This window comes from Nocardioides sp. Z43_10 (genome assembly GCF_059766615.1).
This window is the reverse complement of the sequence record NZ_JCBAJY010000005.1, coordinates 212,630-225,236: the sequence shown is the minus strand read 5'-3', so window position 1 is coordinate 225,236 and position 12,607 is coordinate 212,630. Positions and strand designations below refer to the sequence as shown.

Below are 12,607 nucleotides of genomic sequence, written 5' to 3'. Positions count from 1 at the left end.
GGCTGGGATGGTGCGCACCTCGCCCCAGGAGCGCGCAGGTTTCACAAGTTAACTCGTGAAACCCGCACTTCCCACGTGAAGGAACACGTGGGAGGTGCGGGTTTCGCGTGGTCAGTCGCCGCGCCGGGCCGGACGGCGCGGAGCCCCGGCGGGGCGTACGGCGCAGCCCGGGTCGTGTGCCCGACGGCGCGTCAGAGCGCGTACTCAGGCACACGACCCGGCTGGCGTGCGTGCTGGCCCCTCACAGGGCCTGGGACACGCTCGACATGTTGAAGTCCGGCACCCGCAGCGCCGGCATCGCGGTGCGCGAGAAGTAGTCGTCGCCCCACTCGCGGCTGAACGCCGGACCGGTGGCGCTGGCGTGCGAGAACCGGTTGAGCAGGTCCACGGGGCTCTCGTTGAACCGGAAGTTGTTGACCGCCCCGGTGATCTCCCCGTTCTCGACGAGGTAGACGCCGTCGCGGGTGATGCCGGTCAGCAGCATGGTCTGCGGGTCGACCTCGCGGATGTACCACAGACAGGTCAGCAGTAGGCCGCGCTCGGTGCCGGCGACCAGGTCGTCCACGGTGCCGGTGGCGCCGTCGACCTCCAGGACCAGGTTGTCGATCATCGGGGTCACCGCCAGCCCCGTCATCGCCGCCGAGTGGCGGGTCTGCAGCAGCGAGGTGAGCAGGCCGTCGCGGATCCAGTCGGTGCGGGCGAGCGGGAGGCCGTTGTCGAAGACCGACGAGGTGTTGCCCGAGGCGCCGGCAGTGACGAACGGGGCGCTCTCCAGTCCCGGGAAGGCAGGGTCGCTGAACAAGGTGACGCCCGGGCTGGCGACCTGCTCGCCGACGCGGGTGCCGCCGCCGCGTCGGCTGAAGACCGACTGCCCCTCGTGCGCGACGCGGGCGCCGGCACTCCAGTAGGCGTCGATCATCAGGTCGGCCAGAGCGATGGGCGGCAGGATGGTGTCGTAGCGTCCCGCGGGCAGGTCGATGCGGCGACTGCCCCAGGACAGGCGCCGGGCGAGCGTCTCGTCCATCGCGAGCGCGTCCACGTCGGTGAAGTCGCGGGTCGCCCCGCCGACCCAGGCGCTCTGGGAGAGGTCGGCGCTCTTGCCGGTGCAGCCGTAGTGACCGGTGGGCTGGACGTGGCGCAGCCGCAGGCCGGTGCTGGAGCCGAGGTAGGTCGTCGTCAGCTCGTGGTTGACGAAGCCGTAGAGGACCCGGTCCTGCCCGCGGGCCCGCCCGAACGCCTCGCCCAGGGCCGGGGCGAACGCGTCGTAGACGTGGATGTCGGTGGGCACCGGCGCGTCGTCCCAGTCCGCGGCGGCCGCGCCGGAGACGAGGTCGGCGGCGTCCTCGGCCGGCTCGCCGAGGCGGGCTGCGGCGTCGGCCTGCTCGACGAGCGTGCTGACCTGCTCCAGTGAGCTGGCGCTGCCGCTCACCGAGCCGGTGGCGACGCCGCCGGCGCGCCGTACGAAGGAGATCACGGTGACCGAGAGCGCCTGCATCACGCCGTTGGTGGTGAGCGTGTTGTTCGCCCAGCGGAGGTTGGCGCTGGTGGCGTGGGAGGCGATCGCGATGCAGTCGTCGGCGCTGGAGGTCGCGAGGGCGTGCTCGACGAGGTCCTGCGGGCGCGGGGGCGTGGTGGTCATCAGTGGCCGGCCTCTTCGGTGGTGTTGAGGATGCGTACGTCGCGGAACAGCGAGGTCGGGGCGCCGTGGCTGACCGCGGCGACCTGGCCGGGCTGGGCCTTGCCGCAGTTGAACGCGCCGCCGAGGATCCAGGTCTGCGGCCCGCCGACGGCCTCCATCGAACCCCAGAACTCGGTGGTGGTCGCCTGGTAGGCGACGTCGCGGACCTGGCCCTTGAGCTGGCCGTCCTCGATGCGGTAGAAGCGCTGACCGGTGAACTGGAAGTTGAAGCGCTGCATGTCGATGCTCCAGCTCTTGTCGCCGACGACGTAGAGGCCACGCTCGACACGCGAGACGAGGTCCTCGGTGCTGGGGCCGTCGGGGGCGGGCTGCAGGGAGACGTTGGCCATCCTTTGGATGGGGACGTGACCGGCGGAGTCGGCGTAGGAGCAGCCGTTGGAGCGGCCGGCGTTCAGCTCGGGATGGAGCCGGCCCATCGCTCGGTCGAGCTGGTAGCCCACCAGGACGCCGTCCTTGACGATGTCCCACGTCTGGGTCTGCACGCCCTCGTCGTCGTAGCCGATCGTGGCGAGGCCGTGCGCGGTGGTGCGGTCACCGGTGACGTGCATGACCGGCGAGCCGTACTGGAGGGTGCCGAGCTTGTCGTAGGTGGCGAACGACGTGCCGGCGTAGTTCGCCTCGTAGCCCAGCGCGCGGTCGAGCTCGGTGGCGTGCCCGATCGACTCGTGGATGGTCAGCCACAGGTTCGAGGGGTGGATGACCAGGTCGTAGCGGCCCGCCTCGACACTCGGGGCCCGCAGCTTCTCGGCCAGCAGCCCGGGGACCTCGGCCAGCTCGCCGTCCCAGTCGTAGCTGCCGTCGGTGAGGTACTCCCAGCCGCGGCCGACCGGGGGAGCGAGGCTGGCCATCGAGTCGAAGACGCCGGTGGTCTCGTCGGTGCCCATCGCCTCGAAGAACGGCTGGAGGCGGATGCGCTGCTGGGTGGTGCGGGTGCCGGCCAGGTCGGCGTAGTACTTGTTCTCCTGCACCTGCTGGACACCGGCGGTGGCGTGCTGGACGGCGTCGTGGGCGCGCAGACGGCGAGACCAGTCGATGAGCAGCGCCGCCTTGTCGGCGGTCGGGACGTCGAGCGGATTGACGTCGTACGCCGAGAGCCAGGTGACGTCGTCGTAGACGGGCTCGGGGGCGAGCTCCACCGGCTCGGACGTCATCTTGGCGGCCACCAAGGCGACCTGGACGGCGGTCTCCGCGACGCGGCGGGCCTCGTCGACGGTGAGCAGCATCCCGGAGGCGAAGCCCCAGGCGCCGCGGTGGATAACGCGGACCGCGAAGCCCAGGTCCTCGGCGTCCGCCGCGGTCTGCAGCACCTCGTCGCGCACGCCGACGTACTGGTGGCGCAGCCGCTCGAAGCGGAAGTCGGCGTGGCTGACGCCGAGATCTCGCGCGCGCTGGAGGGCTGCATCGCCGAGGGCGCGGTAGGGGAGCGCGAGGAAGGTCGGGTCGAGATCCGAGTCGCTCATGGAGGAAACCTAGTCGACCGGAGAGCTGGGTGGCGCCCGGGTTTGGCGGGAGCCTGCCTCGCAGGGCGGGGGAGGGGGCGGCGGATCAGCGGGAGAGGCGGGGGCTGGCTTCGAGGACGGTGAGGGTGGCGGGGTCGCCGGTCATGGTGACGGTGCCGTCGACGGGTTGCCAGGGGCCGTTGTTGAGGCGGAAGCGGGCGGTCCAGGTGGTGTCGACGGAGGGGTGGACGGTGAGGTCGGCGTCTTCGTACTGGTGGGAGATGTAGGTGTCCATGGGGAGGCTGTCGTGGAAGGCGGTGCCGGGGGTGGTGCTGGTCTGGTGGGTGCCGTCGCCGTGTTTCCAGGTGAAGGTGGTGGGGGTGATGTCGAGTTCGACGCTTTGGCCGAGCATGGTCAGGGTGTGAGCGAAGGGTTCGGCTTGGGTGGAGAAGAGGGTGTCGAAGTTGACGAGGGTCTCGCCGCCTGGGGGTTGGACGGTGAGGGTGGATTCGGGGAGGGGGACGCGGCGGAAGGCGCGGGTGATCATGCCGGGGGTGATGGTCGGGGCGGCAGCGGCAGCGGCAGCGGCGGCTTCGCCTGGCTCGGCGCAGGTGTAGCCCGCGAAGGAGTCGGCTGCGCCTGGGCTGTGCTGGGTGACGGTCATCATCACGCCTTCGTCGCCGCAGTCGATTGCCGTGCTGCACTCGTAGAGCCCGGGATTGATCTCACCCGACGCATTGCATGTCGGCGTGTAGGAGTACGAAACACCGCCGGATGCCGGTGCTCCAGCCGTCTGACCAGCGGATCCAGCACCTGAGTTGGAGGTCGCCGGATTCCTCACTACCTCGACGTGCACCGAGACGCCCTCCTGTGACGGATCAACGTCCCCGCTCGTACTGCCGCCGGGCTCGGCACTGCTCAGCACTGGATGCGCCAGACTAAGAACACCTAGCGGAATTGCCAGTGCAAGCCGTCGAGGCCTCATTCGATGCGGCCCATCTGTGCAATTCTCCAGTCCTTGCCGCTCCACCGGAGATCGAACTGGTAGGCCAAGCGCGCCGCCGGTACCAGCGTCTTTCGGCCGTGGCGGAACACAATTTCTCGAGGCTTGTGGATCGTCGCCGCGACCACCGGTCTGCGGAGCGACGCCCCAGGTGGCAAGCGCCCGACTTGCAGTACTCGGTGTTCGCCGGTCTTTACTCGCCCGCCATCGGCGTAAAGATCCTGGAGGTACTGGGAGACGGCCTCGCACGATCGGCATCCGGCCTGGGCCACTGCATCCAGACGCTCGGTCTCTCCTGTCACGGACGCCTCAGAAATGAGGGCAGCCCAGTGCTCGATGAAGGCTCTGATGCCGGTTTCCGATTGCAGCGCCCAGGGCTCAGTTGTCGGCGTCGCGCTCGGCGTCGTCGCTGCCGCCGATGTGGCTGGCGGCTTGGCCTCGGGTTCCTCATCGTTCCCGGTGCAGCCGGTGAGCAGCAGGGGCAGGCACAGCAGCAGTGCGGTGACGGTGCGAGAGCGCAGGTTCACGTCGGGATCCTCACTGTCTGCGAGAGCCGCCGCCCAGGAGCCGGCGCAGGTCCAAGGTAGTGAGATCAGAGCGCGCAGCGACAGGCCCGCGACCGGAACTGTGGACAACGGCCCCGCAAGAAATGCGGGTCAGGCCGAGCGGAGCAGCCGGATCGTCGACCCGGTCCGGCTCTTGTCCACCTGCAGCTGCACCGGGATCCGGGCCCGCATCTCGGAGACGTGGCTGACCACGCCCACCACCCGTCCACCGTCGCGCAGCGCATCGAGGGTGTCCATCACGTCGTCGAGCGTCTCGGGGTCCAGCGAGCCGAAGCCCTCGTCCACGAACAACGTGCCCAGGTCGGCTCCGCCCGCCTCCTGGGTGACCACGTCGGCCAGCCCCAGAGCCAGCGCCAGCGAGACCACGAACGTCTCACCGCCCGACAGTGTCACCGGGTCGCGCTGCTCCCCGGACCAGGCGTCGCGCACGATCAAGCTCAGCCCGCCGCGGGTCTCGCCGGCGCCCTTGTGGTGGGTGTGCTCAAGGGCGTAACGCTGGTCAGACATCGTCGCCAGCCGGACGTTGGCCGCGGCCACCACCTGGCCCAGACGGTAGGAGAGCACGTACGCGGAGAGGCGCATCTTGAGCCGGTTGTCGGCCGACTTCCCCTCCACGAACGACGCCACCCGCTCCGCCACGCCGTACGACGCCCGCGCGGGCTCCCACGTGGCGAGCGCAGCATCGAGCTCCTCGCAGAGCGTCCGCAGCCGGCGTACCCGCGCCTCGCAGACGCCTGCGCGACTCTGCAGCTGGGCCAGGCAGCGGGCCAGATCCGCGTGGGTGGATGCCAGCGCCGCCAGGTTGGGCTCCTCGCACTCGACCGCGGCGACGAGCTCGGGGTCGGCCAGCTGGGCCAGCGCCCCCGAGCGCTCCCGGTCGTAGGCCTCGAGGAAGCGCTGCAGGTCGTCACAGTCGTCCTGACCGAGCAGGGCGCGCTCGGCGTCGGCCACGTCGTCGAATCCGTGCTCGAGGGCACACGCGGCCAGCGACTCCCGGGTCTCCTGGACACGCTCCTCGGCCTGGTCCAGCTCCTGGATCCGGCGCAGGGCATCGCTGAGGAGGTCGTCGGCCTCACCCAGCTCGCTCAGCAGGGGCGCGAGGGCGTCGTGCCCGCTTCGGGCGAGGACGGCGCCGAGCTCGCGCTCGATGCCGGCGGCCTCCCGCTCGCGGGCCTGGCGGGTCGCCTCGCACGCGGACAGCTGCTGGCCCAGCGCGGTGACCTGCTCGCGGACCGTGCCGACCTCCTGCTCCAGGCGCGTCACTTCCCCCCGCCTCGTGTCGGCCTGGGCCCCGAGGCGCCGGCACTCCTGCAGCTCGCTGCTCACCTCGGCCAGGAGATGCTCGAGGTCCGCGCGGACCAGGGACCCGGCGGCCGCCCGGGCGCCGGCCAGCTGGGTCTGCAGGTCGCGGACCTGCTGCTCGTGGGCGAGCCGGGCGATCTCGGCGTCCTCGTGCGTCCTGCGGGCCTCCTTCTCGTCACGCTCGCTGGGCGCACCACTGGCCGGTACCGCCTTGAGCGGGTGCTCCTCGGACCCGCACACCGGACAACAGGTGCCGTGGGCGAGCTGGCCGGCGATCTCCGCGGCCATGCCCTCGAGTCGAGCCTCACGCAGCGACAGCCACCGCTCGCGCAGCGCCTGCGTGCGGTCCACGGCCTCGCTCAGGGCAGCGAGGGCTTCCTCGAGGGCCGGCTCCAGAGCAGCGACCTGGCGGCAGGCCTCCCGCTGCCTCTCCAGCTCGGTGCGGCGTGACTCCAACGAGGCGACCCGGGTCTCGGCCGCCAGCGACTCAGCCAGCGCCGCTCGGGTCTGCTCGAGTCGCCCGGGCAGCTGCTCACCGCGCTGGGAGAGACGGGTGATCTCGGCCGAGAGCGCCTCGATGCGCTGGGAGCTGGTGGCCAGCTCGCTGCGGACGCGGTCCAGGTCCGCCTCGCGGGGCAGCAGCGCACGCGCCGCGGCGAGCTGGTCGCGGGCACGCTCGCAGGCCGCTTCGACGTCTTTGGCGTCCACGTCGAAGGCTCCCAGCAGCGCTGCCGCCTCGCTGCGGGCCTGGGCGGCCGACGTGGCGGCGCGCTCGCGGGCGGTGAGCGTCTGCGCGCTCAGCCGCAGCAGCGGACGCACGGCGGCGGCCCGGCGGGCGCGCTGCAGACGCTGTCGGCCCTCGTCCGCCGTCTGCGCGCGGGCGTCCAGCGCCTCCAGCGCGGATAGGGCGCGCGCGTGCCGCTCCCGGCGTTCGCGCAGCCGGCGCCCCTCCTCGAGGGACTCCCGGGCCACACGCTCCGCGGGGACCGCGACGGCCAGCGACGCCGCGAGGTCCTGGTGGTCGGCTTCCGCACGCCCGAGCAGGTCGACCGCCCAGCTACGCAGGGTGCCGTCCTCCGCGGCCGACTCCAGCGACTCCTCCCATTCCGTGGGCGTCGGCTCGTCGGCGGACTCGCTGATCCGCCCCAGCACCGCGACCACGTCCGCGCGCCGGGTCTCGCAGCCCTTGCGCAGCTCGATGCGCCGATCGCGCAGCCAGCGCTCGATGTCGGCGAAGCGGTCGGTGCGGAACAGCTTCTGCAGCAGCTTCTGACGGTCCTCGGAGCGGGAGCGCAAGAAGGCCTGGAACTGCCCCTGCGGCAGCATCGCGACCTGGGTGAACTGCGACATGTTCATGCCCAGCAGGTGGGTGACCAGATGGCCGGCCTCGTCGTTGCGGCTCGACAGGTGCACCCACTGGGCGCCCTGGCGCTCCTCGACCAGCACCTTGGCCTGCTCGGTGGTGGTGCCGCTGCCGCGCTTCTTGGGGCGCTCCCAGGCCGGGGAGCGGGTGATCCGGAAGCGCCGATCGGCCAGGGTCGTGTCGAGCACCACCCGCGGGGCCACCCCCGGCGCGGCGGTGTCGCAGCGCAGCCGTCGCGCGGCGCTGCGGTCCCCGGGCACGTCGCCGTACAGTGCGAAGCAGACCGCGTCGAGGATGCTGGTCTTGCCCGCGCCGGTGGGCCCGGCGAGCAGGAACAGCCCGGACTCGGAGAGCTCGTCGAAGTCGACCTCCGCGGTGTCGGCGAACGGGCCGAACGCGGTGACCTGCAGGTGGTGGATCCTCACGGCGCGTCCCCCGAGGCGAGCGGCACGCTGACGTCGAGGTCACGGTCGTCGCAGCAGCTGTCGCAGGCGTCGAGCAGCAGCTCCGACTCCGCCTCGGACGCGTCGGCGCCGCGCAGGTCCCGGACGAAGTCGAGCGCGATCTGGTGATCGGACTTCCCCTGCACCGCGGCACCGGCGACCGTGACGGCACCGCCGCCGGCGGGCTCGAAGCCGAGCACCAGCGTGTGCGGGAAACGGCGCTGCAGCCGCTCCATCGCCTGCAGCGGACGCACGTCGTCGGTCAAGGTCACCTGCAGCCAGGATCCCTCGTGCACGCTCAACTCGGGGTCGGTGAGCAGCGACTCCAGCTCGCCGCGCACCCGGGCCAGCGGACGCGGGACGGGCGCCTCGACGAAGTCGGTGCTGCCCAGCCCGTCGCGGCCCAGCTCGACCAGCCAGGAGCCCTTGCGGTGCGCGGCCTCCGAGAACGAGTACGCCAGCGGGGAGCCGCTGTAGCGCACCGAGTCGCGCAGCGTATGCCGCCCGTGCAGGTGCCCCAGCGCGGTGTAGTCGATGCCGTCGAAGAACGAGGTGGGCACCATCGACACCCCGCCCACGCTGATGTCGCGCTCGGAGTCGCTCGGCTCCGCGCCGGCGACGAAGGCGTGCGCCATCACCACCGAGCGGGTGCCGGCGCGGCCGGCCAGGTCGGTGCGGACCCGGCGCATCGCCTCGCCGAGCGCGGCCTCGTGGGAGCGCCCGGTCAGCGCCCACGGCTCGCGGACGGCGTCGGGGTCGAGGTAGGGCAGCCCGTAGACCGCGACCTGGCCGTGCTCGTCGTCGAGCAGCACCGGGGTGCCGACGGTGGTGGCGTCGCTGCGGATGAAGACGCCCGCAGCGTCGATCAGCCGGGAGTTGAAGCCCAGCCGGCGCGCCGAGTCGTGGTTGCCGCTGGTCACCACCACCTGGGCGCGAGAGGCCGCCAGGCGGGCGAAGGTCTCGTCGGCGAGCTGGACGGCGTCCACCGGCGGCAGCGCGCGGTCGTAGACGTCCCCGGACACCACCACCAGGTCGACCTGCTCGCTGTGCACCACCGCGAGCAGGTGGTCGACGTAGGCAGCCTGGTGCTCGAGCATGCCCTCGCGGTGGAAGGAACGCCCCAGGTGCCAGTCGGAGGTGTGGAGGATGCGCACGAGAAGACCGTAGAAGAGGCCGCCGACAGTCCGCCGGAGCCCACGCCGTTCAGCGCCCTCGGCCCTGGTCACACGGGCTAGCGTGGAGGCATGGACGAGCTGACCTGCCCGCGCTGCGGAGGACCGGTGGCCCTGCCGCCGGGCGCCGACCCGAGCACCGAGCGACGCTGCCTGGACCCGGCCTGCGACGGGACGGTGCGCGACGACCGGCCCGGTTCGCTGGGCGGCGACAACGGCGGTGGGTGACGCGCTCAGCTGTAGCGCACGCAGCGGCTCTCGGCGGTGAAGCCGTAGAGCGCCAGCCCGGACTCCTCGGCCAGCCGCACCGAGAGGCTGGTCGGTGCGCCCACCGCCACCAGTGAGCCGACACCGGCCGCGACGGCCTTCTGCACCAGCTCGAAGCCGGCCCGGCCACTGACCACCAGGCAGGCGTCGGCCGAGGCGGCGCCCGCCAGGACCCGCGCGCCGGTGACCTTGTCGACGGCGTTGTGCCGCCCGACGTCCTCGCGCACGACGAGCATCCGGCCCTCGGCGGTGCACAGGCCGGCCGCGTGCACGCCGCCGGTGCGCGCGAACACCCGCTGGGAGACGCGCAGCCGCTCGGGCAGGCCTCGTACGACGTCCGGGCTGGGCAGGGGACCGGTCCAGGGGGACGGGCGGGGGACGTCGAGGACCGCGGCGATGCTGTCCTTGCCGCACACCCCGCAGGCCGACGAGCCGGCGCTCATCGCGCCGTGCCGGTGGGTCGGGTCGGAGGCCGGGGGAGCGCTCAGCGTGACGGTCACGACGTTGAACTCCTGCTCGGGCTCGAGGTCGCTGTCGGTGCAGTACGCCACCGTGTGGAGATGTCCCGGACCCGCCACCCCTTCGTGCATCAGATAGCCCGCGGCCAGCTCGAAGTCGTGGCCGGGCGTGCGCATGGTGACCCAGACCCGCTCGGCCGCACGTCCCGGCCAGGCGAGCCGGATCTCCAGCGGCTCCTCGGTGGCCAGCCGGTCCTCGTGGTGACGCTCGCCGTCCGGTGTCAGCTCCCGCACCCGGGTCCGCACGGTCGGACCGGGACGCCGAGGCTTGCCGTCCCCGAGGCCTGTCACGGGCTCACACCCGCCCGAAGGCCTTGCGTACGGCGAGCCGGCGCGCCAGCTCGTCGGCCATGTCGATCACCCGTCGGCGCAGGCTCAGGTCCAGGTCCGCGGAGCCCGCCAGGGTGCGGGCCCGGGTCAGGGTCACCTCGTCGGTCGCGGTCATCGGGAAGAACGCCTGCGCCGCATCCGCCAGGCTCCAGCCGCTGCGCACCGCGACGGTGCCGGGCAGCTCGGCGAAGTAGCGCTCCACGTACTCCTGGGTGAGGTGCTCCTGCCCGACCTGCCACATGCCCTCCCCGGCGGCGGCGAGCTCGTAGTTGGGCACGTCGTCCTCACCGGTGAACCGGCGCCAGGCCCAGGCCTTGGCGTCCGCGTCGGGCAGCGAGGCCACCGCTCGGGTGTGCTCCACGCGCGAGCGTGCGGTCGGCTCGGCGTGCAGCCGCTCGTCGAGCTCGCCGCGCGTGATCTCCCCGAGCACCGCCAGGCGGGCCAGCATCCGCCAGCGCAGGTCGAGGTCGACCTCGAGTCCCTCGGGCAGCTCGCGGCCGTCGAGCCAGCCCCGCAGCGCAGCGGCCTCGCGGCACGACGACACCAGGGACTGGAAGGCGGACAGCTGGAGGGTCGAGCCGGCCGGTGTGCGTCCCAGCAGCGTCCGGCAGGCGTGGTGGATCCGGTCGAGCGCGCGCAGCGGGTCGTGGGACAGCGTCGCCACCTTCCCGATCGCCCAGGGCAGCGTGGAGCCGGTCGCGTCGTCGTTGGTCTCGACGGGGATCGCCGCCTCGACGAGGTCCAGCACCCGCTCGGGGCTGACCGCGGCGTTGTGGAAGGCGCTGCGCACGCCGTTCCAGATGCCGGCGCGCAGCAGCTGGTCGTCGGTCTCGGCCAGCAGCGCGGGGAGCGCCGCGACGGTCTCGCCGTCGGGCTGCACCAGCGCCCAGGTGTCCTCGAAGGGGTCCAGCACGACGGCGGCCCCGACCGGAGCGTCGTAGGGGGTGACGCCGCCGGTCAGCGTGACCCGGCTGGTGCTCCAGTCGCCGCCAGGCTCGGCGACCGCGACCCGGAAGGTGTGCTCGCGGTCGGCGGGGTGCGCGGCGGGCGGCGTACGGCGCAGCAGGCCGGCCGCCCGGTCCAGGACGATGGTGTCCGGGCCGGCGGTGCGCAGCCAGTTGTCGGTGAACGACGTGAGGGCCCGGGCGCCGGCCTGCTCCCAGCTGGTGAACAGGTCGTGCATGGTCGCGTTGGCGAAGCGGTGGCGGGTGAAGTGGTCGATCGCGCCGGCCAGGAACACCTCGTCGCCCATCCGGGCGTTGAGCTGCTTGAGGATCGCCGAGCCCTTGGCGTAGGAGATGCCGTCGAAGTCCTGCAGCGCGGCGGTGGCGTCGACGGCGCCGTTGCCGGCCACCGGGTGGGTGCTGGGCCGCTGGTCGGCGATCAGCCCCCACTGGCGGCGGGCGTAGGCGTTGTGGGTCCAGGCGTCGCCGTACTCGGTCACGTCGGCGGTGACCCGGTTGCCCATGTACTCGGCGAACGACTCGTTGAGCCACAGGTCGTCCCACCAGCGCGGCGTGACGATGTTGCCGAACCACTGGTGGGCCATCTCGTGGGCGACCGTGGTGGCGCGCTGGATGCGCACGCCGCGGGTCACCCGGGAGCTGAAGATCAGCGGATCGCGGAACGTCACGCAGCCGGGGTTCTCCATCGCGCCGGCGTTGAACTCGGGCACGAACGCCTGGTGGTAGTCCCCGAACGGGTAGCGGATCCCGAACAGCCGGTGGAACTCGTCGAAGCACTGCTTGGTCATCGTGAACAGCTCGTCGGCGTCGGCCTCGAGGTCCTTGGCGATCGAGGCGCGCGCGGAGAGCCCGAGCGGGATGCCGTCGTGCTCGTCGCGGATCAGGTGGTAGGGCCCGGCCACCAGCGTGACGAAGTACGTCGAGAGCGGCCGGGTCTGCTCGAACTCCCAGCTGCCGGGCTCGACCTGGCGGCCCGGTGCGTTGCCGACCACCACCCAGTCGGTGGGTGCGGTGACGTGGAAGGTGTAGGGCGCCTTCAGGTCCGGCTGGTCGAAGCAGGCGAAGATGCTCGGCGCGGCGTCCATGAACGACATGCCGTAGACGTAGTGCTTCCCGTCCGCGGGGTCGACGCTGCGGTGCAGGCCCTCGCCGTCGTTGCGGAAGCGCATCACCGCGTCCACGACGACCTCGTTGCGGCCCGGCACGGTCTGTAGCGGCAGCCGGCCGCGGGAGAGGAGCTCAGCGTCGACGACCTGCCCGTTGACCCGGATCTCGTTCACGCGCGCGGGCTTGAGGTCGAGGAACGTCGGGCCGCCGGCGCTGTCGAAGCGGATCGTCGTCACCGACGAGAACGTCGCGTCGTCCGCGGCCAGGTCGAGACGCACGTCGTACTCCTCGACGGTGAGAAGCTCGGCGCGCGCCTGCGCCTCGGTGTGCTGGAGGCTCTGGGAGGGGGTCGTCACCCACCCAGCCTAGGTGGCATCCGTCGGCCGCGACACGCCCGCGGTCCCCGGTGTCGCCAGAACCCGAACGGCGCCCG

9 protein-coding genes are annotated in these 12,607 nt (G+C 72.3%); 1 reads left to right on the top strand and 8 read right to left on the bottom strand.

Annotated features, from left to right (window positions below):
• Positions 1 to 241 precede the first annotated feature (241 nt).
• The 6 genes from AC6EI4_RS11385 to AC6EI4_RS11360 all read right to left on the bottom strand — a co-directional run bounded on the left by AC6EI4_RS11385 (position 242) and on the right by AC6EI4_RS11360 (position 8,969).
• On the bottom strand, positions 242 to 1,639 hold the full coding sequence (locus tag AC6EI4_RS11385; RefSeq protein WP_498451508.1) for a metallopeptidase TldD-related protein: 1,398 nt from the start codon (positions 1,637 to 1,639) through the stop codon (positions 242 to 244).
• Positions 1,639 to 3,159, bottom strand: a complete 1,521-nt coding sequence (locus tag AC6EI4_RS11380; protein ID WP_498451507.1) for a TldD/PmbA family protein — start codon at positions 3,157 to 3,159, stop codon at positions 1,639 to 1,641. Before AC6EI4_RS11380 ends, AC6EI4_RS11385 begins: the two co-directional genes overlap by 1 nt.
• An 85-nt stretch (positions 3,160 to 3,244) precedes the next feature.
• Positions 3,245 to 3,802 carry a hypothetical protein gene (locus tag AC6EI4_RS11375; RefSeq protein ID WP_498451506.1) on the bottom strand — a complete coding sequence of 186 codons (558 nt, stop codon included), beginning with the start codon at positions 3,800 to 3,802 and terminating at the stop codon, positions 3,245 to 3,247.
• 317 nt (positions 3,803 to 4,119) lie between these two features.
• Positions 4,120 to 4,668: a DUF6318 family protein gene (locus AC6EI4_RS11370; RefSeq protein ID WP_498451505.1), complete on the bottom strand. Its 549-nt coding sequence runs from the start codon at positions 4,666 to 4,668 to the stop codon at positions 4,120 to 4,122.
• 129 nt (positions 4,669 to 4,797) lie between these two features.
• Positions 4,798 to 7,797 carry an AAA family ATPase gene (locus AC6EI4_RS11365; RefSeq protein WP_498451504.1) on the bottom strand — a complete coding sequence of 1,000 codons (3,000 nt, stop codon included), beginning with the start codon at positions 7,795 to 7,797 and terminating at the stop codon, positions 4,798 to 4,800.
• Positions 7,794 to 8,969, bottom strand: coding sequence for an exonuclease SbcCD subunit D (locus AC6EI4_RS11360; RefSeq protein WP_498451503.1), 1,176 nt, complete (start codon positions 8,967 to 8,969; stop codon positions 7,794 to 7,796). The genes AC6EI4_RS11365 and AC6EI4_RS11360 overlap by 4 nt, the downstream gene beginning before the upstream one ends.
• A 90-nt stretch (positions 8,970 to 9,059) precedes the next feature.
• On the opposite strand from AC6EI4_RS11360, the gene AC6EI4_RS11355 reads away from it, so the two are divergent.
• Entirely contained in the window at positions 9,060 to 9,215 is a 156-nt protein-coding gene (locus AC6EI4_RS11355; protein ID WP_498451502.1) for a hypothetical protein, read from the top strand.
• A 5-nt stretch (positions 9,216 to 9,220) separates the two neighbouring features.
• Here the strand turns inward: AC6EI4_RS11355 and AC6EI4_RS11350 are convergent, their stop codons facing one another.
• Positions 9,221 to 10,063, bottom strand: coding sequence for a formate dehydrogenase accessory sulfurtransferase FdhD (locus AC6EI4_RS11350; protein ID WP_498451501.1), 843 nt, complete (start codon positions 10,061 to 10,063; stop codon positions 9,221 to 9,223).
• Between the two features lie 4 nt (positions 10,064 to 10,067).
• Positions 10,068 to 12,530, bottom strand: coding sequence for an aminopeptidase N (gene pepN, locus AC6EI4_RS11345; RefSeq protein ID WP_498451500.1), 2,463 nt, complete (start codon positions 12,528 to 12,530; stop codon positions 10,068 to 10,070).
• Between the last annotated feature and the right edge of the window lie 77 nt (positions 12,531 to 12,607).

Excerpts from the sequence above, each read along its gene's own strand:
- AC6EI4_RS11385 (WP_498451508.1), bottom strand. The coding sequence starts at position 1,639 with ATGACCACCACGCCCCCGCGCCCGCAGGACCTCGTCGAGCACGCCCTC.
- AC6EI4_RS11380 (WP_498451507.1), bottom strand. The coding sequence starts at position 3,159 with ATGAGCGACTCGGATCTCGACCCGACCTTCCTCGCGCTCCCCTACCGC.
- AC6EI4_RS11375 (WP_498451506.1), bottom strand. The coding sequence starts at position 3,802 with ATGACCGTCACCCAGCACAGCCCAGGCGCAGCCGACTCCTTCGCGGGC.
- AC6EI4_RS11355 (WP_498451502.1), top strand. The coding sequence starts at position 9,060 with ATGGACGAGCTGACCTGCCCGCGCTGCGGAGGACCGGTGGCCCTGCCG.